Source organism: Novipirellula rosea (genome assembly GCF_039541335.1).
Lineage (GTDB): Bacteria > Planctomycetota > Planctomycetia > Pirellulales > Pirellulaceae > Novipirellula > Novipirellula rosea.
The window spans coordinates 149,218-165,918 of the sequence record NZ_BAABGA010000054.1; the positions used below are offsets into that span (position 1 = coordinate 149,218).

The window sequence follows — 16,701 nt, forward strand, 5'->3', positions numbered from 1 at the left end:
GGTTGCCAGCACTGCTACAAAAAACACCGGTTTGGACGCCGAAATTTAGATGACATTGGGCTCTCACTGCCCCGTTATAATTCGGTCCGACATCGATTGTCGCCACTTCCACCTTTCCACCCTTTCTCGAGCGATACGAAATATTCATGAATCGATTCATTCTGTTGAGCCTTGTGATTTGCTTGGCCCTTTCGCTTGCAAACTCGCCGGTCCTGTTCGCTCAGACTGCAAATGAGAATGCTGGCAACGCCGAGGCTAAGGCGGCGGACGGTAAAAATAGCGAAGAGAACGTTGATGAAGAACAAGTTGCCGAAACGGAAGCGATCGAGCCGTTGACGATCGGTTCCAAAGCACCCGATTTGGATATCGAGCACTGGATTCACGATGGCAATGGGGCTTTCGATCCTGTCACCAAGTTTGAAAAGAACAAAGTCTACGTGGTCGAGTTTTGGGCGACTTGGTGTGGGCCCTGCATCGCAGCGATGCCACATGTTGTCGCTCTGCAAAAAGAGTACGCCGATCGTGGAGTGCAAATCGTCAGCGTCAGTACCGAGCCGCTGGAGACCATCGAAAAGTTTCTCCAGCGCGAGGTGCCTGGAGCCAAATCCAGCGACAATTCGGCTCAAACCTTTGATGATCTGACCCGCAGTTATTGTTTGACCACCGATCCCGATCGATCGACTTCCAAGACGTACATGGAAGCGGCCAGCCAGAATGGGATTCCCTGTGCCTTTCTGGTCGGAAAAAGTGGGCTTGTCGAATGGATCGGTCACCCGATGTCGATGGACGAGCCGCTAGCCAAGGTGGTCAACGACGACTGGGATCGCGAAGCGTTTGCCGAGGAATTCAAAGAAGACCAACGTGCGGATCGAATCTTCCAAGAATTCGTCAAAGCGATGCGGAGCAACAAGACCGACCAAGCACTGAAAATCTTGGATGAATATATCGCCGAGGGCAAGCTTGCCTCGCGAGTTTCGCAGATGCAGATGGTCAAAATGCAAGTGCTGGCGGGTGATGATTCGCGAGCCGACGAATTGACCGCTTATGTGCATCATTTGCTGGCGGATGAGTCGCTTGACGCGGAAGCGGTCAATCGATTGGGGTGGACCGTCGCTCGCTACGCCAACGCGGGGAAAATCAGCGACGAAGATACGGTACGTGCTGCTTTGAAAAAAACGCAATCGATTCTGGCGGACGCCGGCGACTCGAAACCGTTTGTGATGGATACGATCGCTCATTTGCAATTCGCACTCGGCGATAAAGCTGCCGCGATCGCGACGCAGACCGAGGCGGTTGAGTTGGCTGAGGAAAGCCGCAAACCGCGTTTGCAACGTTTTCTTGACGAGCTGACTGCCGAACCGGTCGCCGAAGACGACTCGCCGACCGAAAGTACGCCAGAAAAAACGTCTGAAAAATCAGGCGAATAGATGGCTGAAGTCCAGGATGAATCATTGTAAATCCTGTGCAAAAATTCCCGATGGCAGCATCCGTCTGCTGCCATCGTGAGCTGCAGCGGCCAGTGAACTAAACGCGTCTGAGAACCGTATTAACGAGGCTGTATCCCAACGCCCGATTGCGATCGTCGCGTCTGGGATCCACACGCGAATTTTGACCAACGCGTCAAACTCACTTGCCCCCTCTCTCCCAACTCACAACCCTTTCTAAAACAAAGCCCCACTCATGAGACTCCTCGCCAAATTTACCGTTGCCGTGGTCGCCGTCGGTTACCTCGCTTTCGTCTCCGGATGCAGCAAGCCGGCATCCGAGGAAACGCCAACCGCGGTCGTCGACCCGCAGGGACACGACGACCATGGCCATGATCACGACGACGATCATGGGCACGACGAGCACGGGCACGACCATGGCGCTGCTAAGGTGATTGATGCCGACAAGGCGGGGCTGGATGCTGACGCGTTGGTCCACCTGGACCATGCGGAGATGCCCGATACTTATGCCGACAGCGTGAAATTGCTCGGCGAGATGCGGGACAAAATTCGCGATGGGTTCGCGGCGGGGAATGTCGAGGAAGCGGACGGGCCGCTGCACGAAGTCGGCCATCTGCTCGAGCACATCGAAACGCTTGTCGCAAAATCGTCGCTCTCGGACGACCAGAAGAAACAGGCCGCCAACGCGATCGAGTCATTGTTTGATTCGTTTGGCGAAGTGGATGCACGCGTGCATGACAAACAGGGCAAGGCTGGAAAGGAATACAGTGACGTCACTGAATCAGTCGATGCTTCGATCAAAGTTCTTGCCGACTTGGTGGACGCGACCAAGAAATAACACGACCAAGAAATAACACGGCCAACAATAACACGCCGAAAAATGTTCCGTGATGATTCAAGATTGGATTCGATCGATGACACTTACCGCCAAATTAAACGTATCACTCTCCGTGTTTCTGCTGCTGACGCTGGTCGGCTGCGGTGACGAAACGGTTTCCAAGACCGAACGGGTCTCGTCTCCGTTTCTGGTTTCCAGTGAGCCCGCTGGTGCCATCACGCCGACGGAGTTCAAGGAAGCGGCACGTTCCGAGAACGACGCGGCAGACGATACGTCGGCGGAAGATTCGGCGATTGGCAATTCGCTGGCGGCGACCGAAGTCGTGCTGGTAGGAAAAATTGATGCAGGGGATTTGGATCCGTTTGAACCTGGCAAGGCAACGTTTGTGTTGTCGGAATTGCCGGATGCCGAACATGCCGCTGGCGATCCCGATCATGCCAACAATTGTCCGTTTTGTAGGCGGAAATTGAAAAACGCCCCCAAAGTGGTGGTCCGTTTTGTGGACGAATCGGGCGAATTGATCGCCCAGGACGCGCAAGCGATGCTGGGGGTTAAGAAAGGTGATTCGGTGGTGGTCAAAGGGCTCGCAGAGTACCAAGAACCGATCAATATGATCCAAATCAACGCCGAATCGATCTATCGTCGTTGATTCTTGCCCTAGACGATTCAACGCAGTGGGGCCGTGACCGTTTTGGTAAACTGGTTATCCTAGGGCCATCGTCCTCTCTGCACTTTTTTAATTGAATCGAACTGTGAGCGCTTCCTTGCCCGAAAAACTCGACCCAAAGATCAAGCCCGCGGACTTGGAAGTCAAAGATGCCCAGTTAATTTTTAACTCGGTATGGAAGCGGTTGGAGGCCGAATATGGCCGCGAAAATCTGCATTTCCCACGTGAATTGATCCTGCTCGGCGGTGCTCCCGGGGCGGGCAAGGGAACCAACAGTGACTTTATCCGCCAAGTTCGTGACATCTCGTCCGAGCCGATCGTCGTAAGTCAGCTGTTGAGCAGCCCCGAGGCCGAAGCGATCAAATCGCGAGGCGGCATGGTCGGTGACCGTGAGGTCGTTGGCATTTTGTTTCGCGAGCTGTTGAAACCCGAGCACCGAACCGGTGCGATTTTGGACGGCTATCCGCGGACCAAAGTGCAAGTCGAATGTTTGAAGATGCTGTATGACGAAATGAAGGCACTGCGGCGAGAGTTCGCCGATACGCCCCATTTGGTTCACTTCAAACAGCCTCAGTTTCATATCATGGTGCTGTTTGTCGAGGAATCCGAAAGCATCGAGCGACAACTGCATCGCGGCCGCCAAGTGATCTCGCATAACGAAGAGGTCAAACGCACCGGCATCGGAACGCTGTGGGAAGAGCGGCCTACCGATTTCAACGTCGATCTCGCGCGTAATCGTTATCGGGTGTTCAAAGAGCAGACGTATGATGCGTTGGTTTCGTTAAAGCAAATCTTCCATTTCCACTTCATCAACGCTCAAGCCCCGCTGAGTGTGGTGCAAGAGAATATCTTGCGTGAATTGGAATACCAAAGTTCGCTCGAGCTCGATCCGCGGACCTTTCATGCGCTAAATCATATTCCGGTGGCCAGCGACATCATCATGCACGCCCGTCGTGATTTGGTCGTGCGTCTTGATGCCTACGAGATGCAGCAAACCGAATTGTTCCATCAAGTGATCGAGTTGATTGAATCGAAAATGATGCCGATTGTGATCCGGCATGCCATTTCGGGATACTGTAGCATCAATACCGAAAATGCCATTCTCGAGAGCCCGATCGCGCTCAAAATGCTGATCGACGTCTTTTCAGAACGTGGTTTTCACGCCAGCGTCGATTTGCAGCGGGATGAGATTCCAGTGCGATTTGATTTGAAAACCGGTGAGGTGCACTGTCGCCAGAAAAAAGTGTTTCGCATCGCTATCCGTTTCAAAGGATCCGAGATCCGTCGAGGCTAGTGTTTGCGGTTAACGCGTCTGTATTCCAGCAAATCGAAACGAGGTTTTTGAACATGGATTTTGTTAAGAAACATATCGTTGAACCTGGATCGACGGTCCGTCTGAAAAAGATCGACACCGAGCCTGACGGGCCTTTCGAGGACAAGCAAGAAGCTTACGAGTTCACTGCCAAAACCATCGAAAAGATGCGTGAATTGCAGTACCGTTTGTATGTCGAAGGCAAGCAGTCTTTGTTGATCGTGCTGCAGGCCCCTGATGCCGCGGGCAAGGATGGCGTGATTCGCAAGGTTCTCGGTCACCTCAACACGCAAGGCGTTCGCACGTTTCCGTTTAAAGTCCCCACGGAAATTGAACGAGCTCATGATTTTCTATGGCGGATTCATCAGTGCACCCCTGGGGCGGGCCAGGTTTCCATTTTTAATCGTTCGCACTACGAAGATGTGTTGGTGGTGCGTGTCGAGGACTTGGTGCCCAAAAGCGTTTGGAGCAAGCGTTATGAGATGATCAATCAGTTCGAATTGTTGCTTGCCGAAAATGGGACCCGCATCCTGAAGTTCTATTTGCACATCAGCCCCGCCGAGCAATTAGAACGTTTTAAGGAGCGATTGGATCGTCCCGAGAAGCACTGGAAGCTGAATCTCAGTGACTACGAGGCACGTCAGAAATGGGGCCGGTATCGCGAGGCGTACGAAACCGTTTTCGAGAAATGTAGCTCCAAGGCGGCACCCTGGTTTGTAATCCCTGCGGATAAAAAGTGGTACCGCAACGCAGCGGTGTCGGCAATCGTCTGCCAAACGCTCGAGCAGATGGATCCCCAATTGCCAAAAGTGGATGTCGATCTGGACGAAGTCCGTCGACTGTACGAGCGTGAGCAGGCTCAATTAGACGCGGACGAGTAGAGGGCATCGCGGATGCGTAGGGCGCTGCGGAAACGTCGGTGCGCTACTGCGGCACTGCGGGCCGCGGGCCAAGCTAACCTTGGGCTACGGGCATAAAAAAAGAGTCCCTGAGGACTCTGCTAGCCACAGCGACGGACGAGCGTGTCCGTCGGTTGGGTGAGAGGGGGGGGCGGTGGCAGTAACGTGACCAAGCCAGTAACGTGACCAAGGCAGTAACGTTGCCAAATTTCACGCCAACCCTAATGAAAACAGCGAGAATTATTTCTTGCGGTGGCGAATTTTCGCTCGCATGCGGCGTTTCTTACGTCCAACTTTTCGTCGTCCTTTGCCCGTTCGTTTCGTACCCACCTAGTTCGTTCTCCAATGAGATTGGGTTGGTATGGAAAGCCATTACCAACGCAGATTTAATTAATTTTTAAGTTTAAACGCGTCGCCGCAAAGCACAGCCTACCAAAATCAATGCAAATGACCAAGCCCTAGCCCCATTCCGCTGCGGTGATGAGGCGATTTTCGTGGTCAGCGTCATCTAGGTGAACGTGGGATCGTTGTCGCGACCGTAGACAGCGAGTGCCGATTCGAACGTTTCAGCCTTGATTTTGAATTCGGGCTGTGAATCGGTGTAGTGGTTGCAGTGGTCGACCAGCACCCGGTAGAGGAATCGGAACAGGTGACGGGGCACTCGCAGCGACTGGAATGCGGAGAGCATTCGCTGATAACTGACGTCGTCCTCGAACAAATCTTTCGGTTCGGGAGTTTGATTGTCGCCTGCACAAGCCATCATGCGAGCCCGCGCAAGATCGTAGAGGGCTTCACCTGTCCACTGGAATGCGGGGATCACATTCTGCTTGTCCAGCCTCGCTCGCTCGTGAAATTCACGAGTCTCACGCTCAATTTCTCGATGCAATTCTTGAGGCAGCATCATTTTGAATCCCATTCCGGGATGCTTTAGCAGTTTATTGTCGAGCATCGGCCAAACAAAACGCTGCATCAATTCAGGTTTTCCACCTGTCATGTGCGGTTCGTCGACGCGGTCCATCAGCACGATGATGCCGGTATAGCCAAGTTTTCGTAGGATCCCCTGGAACTTGTGCAGCAATTCGTAGCGATCGTCCGTGCGATCGTAGCGGGGTAACGGTTGGCTGGCCAATTCGGACTTGGGGATGCTTTGCAGCACTTTTCGCATCGAGCCGGTTTCACGTTTGCCGACTCGCATGTGTCGATGCATACCGAGTGCGGCAAACTGGCACTTGATAATACGAATCCAGTGCGGAAGCCAGCCGATCACCAACAGCAGTGGCAGTAACCACAGTGCGGTCAAGTCGCGTCCACCCTCAGGAAGCGTGGTGGGCGGAAATAGCCAGCCGACAAAAATGACAGCCACAATCGACCAGGCAATCGCACCAAAGAGTGTCGTTTTGGACGACAAATTTCCATAGCGAAGATGTTTCCGCAACGAATTCCAACGCGACATGAATGTCGAATCGGTCGATTGGTCATAACATGCCGCCAACAACAACAAATCACGCGCCGAGGTGCGATCCAGCGATCGGATCGAGGCGTCATCGATTGCATCGGACTTGCCGGTCGAATTGATCCCCAGCATGCGGTCCACCAGATCGGTGACTCCGATACAAAGAATCGCATCGACATGGTCCCATAATCGCCAAGCATCAAGCACCTTTTCGGGCTTCTTGCTGACGCGGCGACTGAGCCGTTCGCTGAAATGATCCAGAAACGGGTTGAAATCATCGTAATGAATGACGTAAACGCGTCGCTCAGAATTCTCGTGGTTGTAACGCGTTAAGTGACGGTCAATCTGCAACCGCATCGCCGTCTTTCCCGATCCTTTGGGGCCAAAGATGATCGAGGTCGACGGGTCGCTTGGGTCACCGTACACCTTGTCCCAAATCGGATGATAAGCGTTGCTAATGCAGTGCTCTTTAAACACAGGGTCCGTTTGAGCATCTTCCTCCGCAAAAGGGTTGCGGAGGATGCCATGATGTTCAAGAAAACTTTGGATGTTCATCGCGGGATGCTTACAAAAGGGCCTGTGTTTAAAAACGATTCGAGTCGAAGGCTGCGCGGCAATTTACACGCTAACGGTTTGTCGCCGTAGCGTCGTCCTTATTTTTCAATGCTTTTAATCATCTCAACAAAAGCATCTCGATTTTCGGTCACCACTTCGGCAGGACCGACCATTTTGACAAAGTACTTGCGGCCTTCGGGATGGACGATGATCGCGCCGGTCATAGCATAGTTTTCACGCTCGACCGTTTTGCCACCAAAGAAGGGACCTCCTCCCATCCGTTCCTGGAACTTTCCGCTAACGTCGACGATGTGAACGTCCCACTTGCCGACTTTCATTTCTTTTGACTTTTGTGCCTCTGGATCTCCGCCGCTAAATTGGCCTTTCCAACGCGAAATATTGGCCTGAATATCACCCCCCGCCGCCATGAACGTCACCCGCGCGGTCGCTTCTTCGTTCTTTTCTGACTTGGCAACAAATTCATGCTCGACGATGCCCGATTGAGGTTTCGTCGCTTTGAATTGAGCGGGAACCTTCAAGTCGGCCTCGCCAAACACACTGACCGTCTTCGCTTCGGCTTGGTCTGCGGTGTCCGCTGCATCGGCGGCAAATGAATTCGTCGCGACCAAGCTGAAAAGCATGGCCAGACAAAGGGCGTTCAGGCGTTGCGCAATCGTCATCGTTCTAGCTCCTGGGGAGATCTTGGGTGAGTCGAGGCTTAACTTGTTGTGTAAATCATTCGCCGACGTGGAACCCGAATTTAAATAGCGGATTCCACCGCCAACTACTCGATACTGTAGTACATCGATCCACCGTCCGGTATCGGTCCCGCCCAGTTACTCCGATCCCGGTAACAATTCACGACGACGAATTACGGTGGCAAATCTTGTTCCAGTTGTAAGCTTGCGTCCACTTATATCGCCACGATATCCCTCCAACAGCACGGCGGTGGCACGGTGCAGCGAAGGTTATCGGCCAGCGACCGCCAAAAGTGCAGCGACCAACCCGATCGCGACAATCGATAGTGCGGTAATCGTGGCGGCACGCTGCAGGAACCGCTTTCGCTTGATCGCTCCGATTTGTCGATTCCCGTAGACCTCGGTTGCTACAGAGGCCGAGTCACCGGAACGGCCGTTCGCGGAGGCAGAGTCCCGCGTCAGACTTGTGGCGGAGTCGCCGAAGGGGGTGTTTTGAGCGGCTGCGGCGGAAGCCGCGACACTGCGACCCGACAATTCGGGCAAAACATCAATCGCATCTCGCCACTCGGCCCAGCCGTCGCGCCACACCAATGCGGTGGCGGCCACGCGGCCTTCGGTAATCCATTCGCGAAACACTTCTTCCGTGGCGGGGCCATATTGTCCACCACTCGGTGGGCGGACGTACCAAGTTGATTCACCGTCAAACAACGCACTCGATGACTTGGTGCGTTGCGGGGTGTCGGCCGCAGCAGCGACTGCAACGTTCGCTGCGATATCATCACCCGAAGAATCCGATGCAGCGGCAGCAGCCTTTCGTTGTGGCGGCTGACTTTGCGGCTGCGGAGCACCCGCCTGAGATTCCGCAGCAATCGGTGCCGACCGCGTTTCGACGGGAGTGGATTTGGCAGAATCCTGCAAGGGAATACGGAATCGCGACGCGCACGAGGGACACACACCGCGTCGGCCTGCGAGTTCACTCTTAATATTCAACTGCTTATTGCAAACATGGCAGGCGAACCGGATGCCCATGTCAGTCCCTCGGCCTCGCACGACTAGATGAAAGAGAATCAGCAGCGGCAATCCGCCGTCGGCTTTCTATCATAATCGAATCAGCCAACACGCGTGGGCTCGCCGTTGACATTCATACCAGAACGCTACACCGCTACAAAAAAACACCCGGTTCGTGCTAAGGCAGATGGCGCCCGACGCGAGGCCTCGTTCAGTAATGGTGGCTTTTAGGGATGGATCATCCACCACACACGGTGCAAGATCAGTGGCTCGGAATTCTTCTCCGCCACCATCTTCTCAACCACCTCATTGACCGGTTTGGGAACCTTCTGCATTGGCACGAGATAGGCAAGATGGTTCACCTTTTCGTCCAATTCGTCAATCAACGTCAACCATTGCACCGGAGGTGCGACGGCTTTGCCTGGAAACTGCTCAATCGTGATATCCGCTCTCGCGGTGACCGCATCGCCCGGACTATTTGACTTGGTTTTGCTGACCGTTGTGTCAAGCGTCTGCGCCAAAAGCAGCGTCTCTTTCTGAATCGCATCAAGGCTGACGCCAACAGAACGATTGGCAAATTGAACGCGTTTGGACACCGGCAGTGACGCGTGCTGTGGCGCTGCTGCCGCAAACGCGCCAACGAGCATGTTGCCGTGATCGATATCCGCTTGACTGGACATCGCGATTTGATCAGCGCGAAGGGCAACTGGAACCGATCGCCGGGTGGTCGAGGTGGAAACGATCAATGCCAACGTCCGGGCAAGGTTGAAACGTGAATCGATTAAATCGTCGACTAATCGTCGCTCAAGCGAACCAAGCGATTCGGTGTGGGGAGGCGTCGACAAATCCACGACCGAACCGCGTAACGGACGTCCATGAATCATCCGCCACATCGAATTCACTACGCCGCGAGCAAGTTCGCGAGACCCAAGGACGCGTTGGGACCACTGTTTCAAATCCATCGCTGCAGTGTCGCCCGAACCTGCAATCCAGCCTGCGGGCACACCCGGTTCGACCACCTTCTGACGGCCATCCAAGGTCTCGAAGAAAACGAGATCGTCGGAGGCTCGGTCCGTCGCGACGGACAGTACCTTTTTGTTCTTCCGATTGACGCTTCGCTCTAGCAACCCAGCGAATGCCCAGTATTCGCTCTGCGTGCCCCGGCTTTCAATCACCGAGTCGTGGCATTTGATGCAGCGAACATCGACATTCATCGTCAACGTTGCAAAACGGCGAGCCAAGGGATGGATGCCATCGATCGCGTTGGCCGAATACCAGTGCAGCGAGTTTGGGCCATCGCCACTGATCCAAGACGCCAGGGTTTCATCAAACGGTTGTTCCGAACCAAAGCAACTCGCTAGTTCGCTCAATAGCGATGTTTGACTCTCGGGATCAAGTTTTTGGAATCCTCCGTCGGTGACCACGTTCATGAATTTCTGAGCGGCGCCGCGAGCAATCTCGGGCTTCGCAAGGAACGATTGGAAGGCTGTCGCCGATTCGATCGCTTGTTCGGGGACCTCGGTTCCCAAAACGCTCGAAATTCGCTCGGCGATCTCGGCAACGTCTGCTTCCTGAGCCGCTTGGATGCCAAGCGAAGACCAATAGTCGTGCAGGTTGGTGTCGATTTCTTTTGCGACCAACGTCACCGCCTTGCGGTTTTCCGGTGCGATCGATGGCACTTTGATCACAGGAGCCTGGATTTTTGGTTGCTCGTTTTTGAGTTGCTCGATATCGTCCAGCGGATCTTCGGATGAAGATTTCATCGCTAACGGGATCCCCTTCAGCGGTTTTCGTTCCACTGATTTGGACGTAACGTTCGAGTCGGGTGCGGTGACGGGCGTGGTCGCTGCTGTGTTGTTGTGGGCAAGTTCGTGCAGTAGCGGCGTGCGGCCAGGCTCACCGCCGAGTGAATGTGTGCGGTTTGAATCTTGTGCTGTCAACGAAGTGTCGACGGAGGTGGAATCACGTCCCATCCAAACCATCAGCAACAGGGCAGCGGCGATCGCCGTCGCGATTTTCCATGGGGCATTTCTCCATGAGACAAGGGCCGTTGGTTTCTCAGCAACCGCCCGCCGACGCGTCGCTCCGACTTCGACCCGCAGCGAGCCCGATGAGGTCAACGATTCAGCACACAAGTCGCCCTGAGAAGGCGTTTCACGCAACTGACGCAGGATTTGCTGAGACAAATCGGGAGCGGGTCGGCCGTGTAACTCGGCCAACATCGCGTCAATCGCTTGTTCTTCGTGAGGGGAAATTTTTCGGTTCATCTTATCTATTCTTAGCGTGCAGCTTTTCCTCGACACAATCTCGGAGCTGCTGCTTGGCTCTTTGCATCAAATTCCGTGCACCATGATCGGAAATTCCAAGTGCGGCCCCGATCTCGACCCGGCTGATGTCATCTCTAAAACGCATTTGCAGTGCCGATTGTGCTCGCTCGGTTAGCAATTCCATGCAATTTCTTAACGCATCAATGGCAATATCGCCCGTCAAATCCTTGCCCGCCCATCGATTCCAGATCTCGTCCAGCACCGCGGGCTCGGCCACGGTTTGGACACGGCCGTGTTTGCGGTGCCGCGACACCAGTAGATTGTAGGCGGTGCGTCGCAGGTAGCCGGCGGTCGCAGCGTCATTGTGCTGAGTAAAATTGCCTTGCCGCAAGACGCGTAAAAACGTTTCCTGGGTCAAGTCGTCCGCCGTCGCACTGTCGCACCCGAGCATCCGCAAGTACCGCCAAACGCCGCGTTGGTGACGTTCGATCAGTTCAGCGGGCTCTAGATCGACGTGAGGATCACAAACGCTCGAGCTCGTGGTCGAGCTACGCAGCCCCACATCCGCATCGCTGAGATGACTTGCATCCGCCGCGGAACTGACGTGTTTACGTTGCGATCCATCCGACTTTGGCACTGCGTTAATTACACAAGTTCGCGAATGATCTTGCCACCACCAGCAATTTTCATCGGTCGACCATTCTTGCTGGTGAAGGTTTTCTCGGTTGAAATTCCAAGTCCCTTGACCACGGTGGTCATCAGGTCTTCGGAGCTGAAGGGTTCGGTTTCTACGGCCGAACCATCGCGGCTGGTTTCGCCCACGGCCAAGCCGCCCTTGATGTCAGCACCTCCCACCACACAGGACCAGGCACGAGCAAAGTGGTCGCGTCCGGCTCCGGCATTGATGTTCGGCGTGCGTCCAAATTCACCCATCCACATCACCACCGTGTCTTGCAGCAATCCACGTTGGTCCAAATCTTCGACCAATGCGCTCATCGCTTTATCGAGGATCGGCAGCTTGTTGTCTTTCAGGGTGGCGTGAATATCACCATGATTATCCCAGCCGCCAAGATCGACCTCGATAAAGGGGACCCCGGCTTCGACCAATCGGCGGGCCAACAAACAGCCTTGCCCGAATCCGTTCGTGCCATAACGCTCTTTGACTTCCTCGGGTTCTTCCGCGACTTTGAACGCTTTCATTTGTTCGCTGGTCATCAAGTCGAACGTCTTTTTAAGGACTTTCGAGTGCTCGCTTGCCGGCAGATCTCGCGTGCGTTTGGCAAAATCTTGCTCGATCATATTGAGCGCCGCCATCCGCTGCATCAACCGCGAGTTCTCCATACTCATCTCGAGATTGCGAATTCGGCCGTTGCTGGTCACCGAAAACGGAGACCATGCCATGCCCAGGAATCCAGGGCCGGTGCTGGCGCCACCGATCGATACAAACGGTGGAATCTCTAACTCAGGCCGCTGGTCGATCAGTTCGTGGGACAACACCGATCCATAGCTGGGGTGTTCGATATTTGGGTTCGGAACGTATCCGGTGTGCATGTAATAACGGCCACGATTGTGATCCGCTTCGCGAGTCGACATGCTGCGGACAATCGACATGTGTTTCATTTGCTGAGCCATCAACGGCATGTGCTCACAAATTTGCATGTCGCCAGTCGTCGAGATCGGGCGAAATGGTCCGCCGCTGCTGGCACCCGGTTTCAGGTCCCAGATGTCGATCGTCGAGGGGCCGCCCCCCATCCACAACATGATCGCCGAACGTCGTTTCTTCTTCAGTTCGTCGCTGTTCGCATAGATCGAACCTCCCATCGTATACGCTGCTGCGGCAGCGGCCGATGAGCCGGCTAGGTGGCTCATGAAGTGACGCCGAGTCATCCCCGCTGGGGTGTACCATTGATTCATCATCTCAAACGTGCCTTTCAATTGCCTTAAAACGAAGCCGAAAAATTTTGGGGTTGGGGATACTGGTGCAGGTGTTACAGGTTGGTGTTAGTGCTGCATGATAAATTCGTTGGTGTTCAAAATCGCCCACCACATATCTTGCAACATCTCTTTTTCGTTCCCTTTACGGGCCACCATCAATTTGCCCGCGATCGTCATCTCGTCTTTGCTTGGTCGCCGTGCCAAACCGGCCATGAACAAATCGGTCAAACGATCTCGAGGTGATCGCCCGCTTTGCGAAAGTTGATCCAAGAAACTGCCGGGTTTGGTGCTGGTCGCGTTTTTGACCAAATCGCCGTTGAACAACATCAACGCTTGTGGGATCGAGCCGTTAAACGTGGTCGCTTCGTCACCTTCGTCAGTGCCAAACGCTACGACAAATTGTTGCATCCACTGGCGACGCTGACGCTCTTGTTCTTCGTAACTGCCGCCACCTCCGGCGTTGGTCGAACTGACCAGCGATTGGTAGAGTTGTTCCGCACTCATTTGACGAAGATAGAAACGAGAGAATTTGGGCATCTCGCCAATCGTAGGATCATCAATTTCATTGGCAGGTCCCAGCAAAGCCTTCAAGTTGTAGGGGCGACTGAGCGTGATCCAGGTGATCAGTTGTTTGGTGTCGTAACTGCTCTTGCGGAATTCTTTTGCTAGATCCTCCAGCAACGCGGGATGCGAAGCAGGATTGTGAGGCCCTAGATCATCAATCGGTTTGGTGAAGCCAAAGCCGAGGAAGTGCGACCAAATTCGGTTAACCGCCATCTTGTCTAGGAATTCGCTTTCCAACATCAAACGGCCAAGTTCCTGGCGACGATTCACCTCGCTTACGTAACCGCTCTTTTCAATCTCGGTGCCGTCGGTGAATACCGGATAGGCGACTTTGGTTAATCCATTGCGAAGTTCGTAGAACACCAACGCGTCGTTGGGGTCACCCGCTTCGCCGGCAAAGTCCTCGCTTACCAATTCAGCGTGGTCGATGTCTCGCGTCCCGTTAACAAAACGTCGCAGCGAACGTGTTTGTCGAAAGAACGAATTGAACTCCCAAAACTTTTGCTGCTTCCACTGATTGAACGGGTGGTTGTGGCACTGTGTGCACTGAACTTGTTGGCCAAGGAAAATTCGTGAGGTGCTGCTGGTTGCCAACACGCCATTTTCATCGTTGACTTTGTCGACCAAAAAATTGACCGCTCCGTTGAATTTGTCTGTTCCTGGCTTGGTCGAACCTTCGGCGGTGACCAATTCGTAAACCATCGTGTTGTAAGGTTTGTTAGTCGCGAACGCATCGCGAAGATACTTTTGCATACCATCGCGGCTGGTCATCGAGCGTCGATCGGTTCCACCGGAGCGGCCGATCAGCACGTTCGTCCAGATTGACCCCCAGTGATTTGCGTACTCTTCGGTGTATTTGTCGTCATACAGCAGTTGATCGACCAATTTGGCTCGTTTGTCACTTCCCTTGCTGTCGAGAAAGGTCTTGAGTTCCTCGAGCGTGGGGATCCGGCCAATCACGTCCAAGTAAACGCGGCGACACCAGGTCGCATCATCGACTTCGGGAGCCGGCCGAATCTCGTAATCACGCCAACCTTGCTCGATCGCGTCGTTGATCAAGGCGACTTGGCTTGGTACGGCGTCGGCAGCCGATGCCGGCGGCGCTGCCACGAACGACATCCCCATCATGCTGGTCATCAAAACCAGCCCGATGAACCCATTTGTGTTTCGGTGTCGCTGTGTCGCTCGCATCATTGCAGATTTTCCGCTAGGCATAGTGAGTTGCAGTCACGTGAGTTGCAGTCACCCCCAACATGGAGTTGCAAACACAGAATCATCTCGATTGCACCCGCTAGGGTTGGGATCGCACGAGAAGGCCAAAACAGGCGAAGATGATCTTGTGACTCGCAGTCTCGTGTCGACGGTGACTGCGATGGTGTTAGGCATTTCCAGGGTGACAATGTAGTAACGTCGAGCAATGTGAGATGTACTCGCACGCTCGGGCACAACCCCTATTCTATTAGCGAAATTCCCTGCTCACAAAGATTGAAACGCCGTCAGATCCCCAAGCGACAAAAAAAGTCGCCGTTTTCTAACGAAATTGCAGTCTGGAGCCCTGCAAATGCATTTGGGCAAATGCACTGAGGGCACATTTCCAAAAAGCATACGGGGGGGGAGGGTGGCCAAAGCGTCGCCACCGTGGTGCCGGATCTTCGCTTTGTTGCGATCCAGACTTCCCCTCTATCGATAGTTTTGCCATCTATCGATTGCCAGCTACCGCGAGGGGGGGCGGTCGATCAAGCAATCTCGGACTCGACCAGATTCCACGTTCCTGAATCGGTTTCCGCTTGCCACAAATTGGGAAGAGGGTCCCCGCTGAGCAAGCTTTGGATGATGGTCGCCATTGGATCAGGAGCGACGATCGCGACGATTTCATCACGGCTTTTCTTGGCCGCTTTGCGAACCGCCTTCATGACTCGCGCGCGAGCCTCGCGGATCGTTTCTCCGCCCGGAGGACAAATGTCATCCGGCGATTCCAGACCGGTGCGGTAGACCCGCGGTTGGTTTCGGCGGACTTCTTCGATCAATTTGCCGTGCCACAACCCATGGTCAATGTTGCGAAATATATCCACCACTTTGATCCGAATGTCACGTCCCTTCGCCAACCGTGCGGCCGTTTCACGCGCCGATTCGCAGGGAGAGGTGTAGATCGTTTTGAAGCGGACATCCGCGAGCTCGGCAGCCAACAAATTGGCCTGTACCGTCCCACGGTCGCTCATTGGCATATCAAGCGAGCCTTTGATCCGTTGCTCGTCGTCAAATTTGGTGGCGCCCGGCCGCACCACCAGCACGCGTGACATCACCGGCATACGAAGCGTGATCATGATCCTGCTCCTGTTTGCCCGTTTTCTGATTGCCCGCTTGCGGCGGCAATGGCCCCGTCCAACTGCGAAATCGCGTCACCGTAATCGTCGGCGCGGAAGATTCCAGAACCTACGACAAACAAGTCGCAACCTGCCGCACGAGCTTGGCCAATCGTTTCATTGTTGATTCCACCGTCAATTTCGAGCAGCAAATCAGGATGGCTCTCACGCAACAGTTTCAATTTGTCCAAGGCGACGGGGTTGAATGATTGGCCACCAAAACCTGCATTCACGCTCATCACCAACACCATGTCCACGTCCTCAAGACAGGGATCGAGGTCTCGGATCGGCGTATCCGGGTTCAGCGCCACGCCGACACCCACACCAAGCTTCTTGATTTCGCGTGCGGTGTAGACCGCATCTTCGACCGCTTCGACGTGAAACGTCAGGATGTCGGCACCGGCGTCGACCATCGGCCGCGCGTACTTCAGTGGATCACTGATCATCAGATGCACGTCCAACGGCAGGTCGGTGTGACGACGCAAACCTTCGATAATGGGCATCCCGTAGGTCAGGTTCGGGACAAAATGCCCGTCCATCACATCCAAGTGCAATACTTTCGTCCCCGCGTCGGCTAATTTTGCGACTTCGGACCGTAAGTCACCAAAGTCACAAATCAGCATGCTCGGCAATACTGCCGGCGCCGCGTCTCGGATCGCATCGAGCTTCGCTCGGGTCATTCACTTTTCTCGCAAAC

14 protein-coding genes are annotated in these 16,701 nt (G+C 54.3%); 5 read left to right on the forward strand and 9 right to left on the reverse strand.

Annotated features, from left to right (window positions below):
• Nucleotides 1-146: 146 nt before the first annotated feature.
• The 5 genes from ABD971_RS21595 to ABD971_RS21615 all read left to right on the forward strand — a co-directional run bounded on the left by ABD971_RS21595 (nucleotide 147) and on the right by ABD971_RS21615 (nucleotide 5,143).
• Nucleotides 147-1,427 carry a redoxin domain-containing protein gene (locus ABD971_RS21595; protein ID WP_345325474.1) on the forward strand — a complete coding sequence of 427 codons (1,281 nt, stop codon included), beginning with the start codon at nucleotides 147-149 and terminating at the stop codon, nucleotides 1,425-1,427.
• A 253-nt stretch (nucleotides 1,428-1,680) separates the two neighbouring features.
• Nucleotides 1,681-2,283: a hypothetical protein gene (locus ABD971_RS21600; RefSeq protein ID WP_345325476.1), complete on the forward strand. Its 603-nt coding sequence runs from the start codon at nucleotides 1,681-1,683 to the stop codon at nucleotides 2,281-2,283.
• Between the two features lie 76 nt (nucleotides 2,284-2,359).
• On the forward strand, nucleotides 2,360-2,932 hold the full coding sequence (locus ABD971_RS21605) for a hypothetical protein (RefSeq protein WP_345325478.1): 573 nt from the start codon (nucleotides 2,360-2,362) through the stop codon (nucleotides 2,930-2,932).
• Nucleotides 2,933-3,035: 103 nt separating this feature from the next.
• Entirely contained in the window at nucleotides 3,036-4,244 is a 1,209-nt protein-coding gene (locus ABD971_RS21610) for a nucleoside monophosphate kinase (RefSeq protein WP_339937877.1), read from the forward strand.
• Between the two features lie 53 nt (nucleotides 4,245-4,297).
• On the forward strand, nucleotides 4,298-5,143 hold the full coding sequence (locus ABD971_RS21615) for a polyphosphate kinase 2 family protein (protein WP_339937875.1): 846 nt from the start codon (nucleotides 4,298-4,300) through the stop codon (nucleotides 5,141-5,143).
• A gap of 526 nt (nucleotides 5,144-5,669) precedes the next feature.
• Here the strand turns inward: ABD971_RS21615 and ABD971_RS21620 are convergent.
• The 9 genes from ABD971_RS21620 to rpe form a co-directional block, all read right to left on the reverse strand.
• Nucleotides 5,670-7,169, reverse strand: a complete 1,500-nt coding sequence (locus ABD971_RS21620; protein ID WP_339937873.1) for a hypothetical protein — start codon at nucleotides 7,167-7,169, stop codon at nucleotides 5,670-5,672.
• Nucleotides 7,170-7,267: 98 nt separating this feature from the next.
• A complete protein-coding gene (locus ABD971_RS21625; protein ID WP_345325481.1) occupies nucleotides 7,268-7,849 on the reverse strand; it encodes a hypothetical protein in 582 nt (193 codons plus the stop codon).
• Nucleotides 7,850-8,137: 288 nt separating this feature from the next.
• A complete protein-coding gene (locus ABD971_RS21630; protein ID WP_345325483.1) occupies nucleotides 8,138-8,857 on the reverse strand; it encodes a DUF4339 domain-containing protein in 720 nt (239 codons plus the stop codon).
• A gap of 245 nt (nucleotides 8,858-9,102) precedes the next feature.
• Complete coding sequence (locus ABD971_RS21635) at nucleotides 9,103-11,142, reverse strand: hypothetical protein (RefSeq protein ID WP_345325485.1); 2,040 nt, start codon at nucleotides 11,140-11,142, stop codon at nucleotides 9,103-9,105.
• A gap of 1 nt (nucleotide 11,143) precedes the next feature.
• Nucleotides 11,144-11,779, reverse strand: coding sequence for an RNA polymerase sigma factor (locus tag ABD971_RS21640; protein ID WP_339937865.1), 636 nt, complete (start codon nucleotides 11,777-11,779; stop codon nucleotides 11,144-11,146).
• Nucleotides 11,780-11,787: 8 nt separating this feature from the next.
• Nucleotides 11,788-13,059: a DUF1501 domain-containing protein gene (locus tag ABD971_RS21645; RefSeq protein ID WP_339937863.1), complete on the reverse strand. Its 1,272-nt coding sequence runs from the start codon at nucleotides 13,057-13,059 to the stop codon at nucleotides 11,788-11,790.
• A gap of 84 nt (nucleotides 13,060-13,143) precedes the next feature.
• Nucleotides 13,144-14,778, reverse strand: coding sequence for a DUF1549 domain-containing protein (locus ABD971_RS21650; RefSeq protein ID WP_345325648.1), 1,635 nt, complete (start codon nucleotides 14,776-14,778; stop codon nucleotides 13,144-13,146).
• A gap of 599 nt (nucleotides 14,779-15,377) precedes the next feature.
• Nucleotides 15,378-15,965 carry a histidine phosphatase family protein gene (locus tag ABD971_RS21655; protein ID WP_339937859.1) on the reverse strand — a complete coding sequence of 196 codons (588 nt, stop codon included), beginning with the start codon at nucleotides 15,963-15,965 and terminating at the stop codon, nucleotides 15,378-15,380.
• Complete coding sequence (gene rpe, locus ABD971_RS21660) at nucleotides 15,962-16,684, reverse strand: ribulose-phosphate 3-epimerase (protein ID WP_339937857.1); 723 nt, start codon at nucleotides 16,682-16,684, stop codon at nucleotides 15,962-15,964. The genes ABD971_RS21655 and rpe overlap by 4 nt, the downstream gene beginning before the upstream one ends.
• Nucleotides 16,685-16,701: the final 17 nt, after the last annotated feature.

What these genes read in the sequence shown, in the direction of transcription:
- ABD971_RS21635 (WP_345325485.1), bottom strand. Translation starts at nt 11,142, where the DNA reads ATGAACCGAAAAATTTCCCCTCACGAAGAACAAGCGATTGACGCGATG.
- ABD971_RS21620 (WP_339937873.1), bottom strand. Translation starts at nt 7,169, where the DNA reads ATGAACATCCAAAGTTTTCTTGAACATCATGGCATCCTCCGCAACCCT.
- ABD971_RS21605 (WP_345325478.1), top strand. Translation starts at nt 2,360, where the DNA reads ATGACACTTACCGCCAAATTAAACGTATCACTCTCCGTGTTTCTGCTG.
- ABD971_RS21650 (WP_345325648.1), bottom strand. Translation starts at nt 14,778, where the DNA reads ATGACCAGCATGATGGGGATGTCGTTCGTGGCAGCGCCGCCGGCATCG.
- ABD971_RS21595 (WP_345325474.1), top strand. Translation starts at nt 147, where the DNA reads ATGAATCGATTCATTCTGTTGAGCCTTGTGATTTGCTTGGCCCTTTCG.
- ABD971_RS21600 (WP_345325476.1), top strand. Translation starts at nt 1,681, where the DNA reads ATGAGACTCCTCGCCAAATTTACCGTTGCCGTGGTCGCCGTCGGTTAC.
- ABD971_RS21655 (WP_339937859.1), bottom strand. Translation starts at nt 15,965, where the DNA reads ATGATCACGCTTCGTATGCCGGTGATGTCACGCGTGCTGGTGGTGCGG.
- ABD971_RS21625 (WP_345325481.1), bottom strand. Translation starts at nt 7,849, where the DNA reads ATGACGATTGCGCAACGCCTGAACGCCCTTTGTCTGGCCATGCTTTTC.
- ABD971_RS21615 (WP_339937875.1), top strand. Translation starts at nt 4,298, where the DNA reads ATGGATTTTGTTAAGAAACATATCGTTGAACCTGGATCGACGGTCCGT.
- rpe (WP_339937857.1), bottom strand. Translation starts at nt 16,684, where the DNA reads ATGACCCGAGCGAAGCTCGATGCGATCCGAGACGCGGCGCCGGCAGTA.
- ABD971_RS21645 (WP_339937863.1), bottom strand. Translation starts at nt 13,059, where the DNA reads ATGATGAATCAATGGTACACCCCAGCGGGGATGACTCGGCGTCACTTC.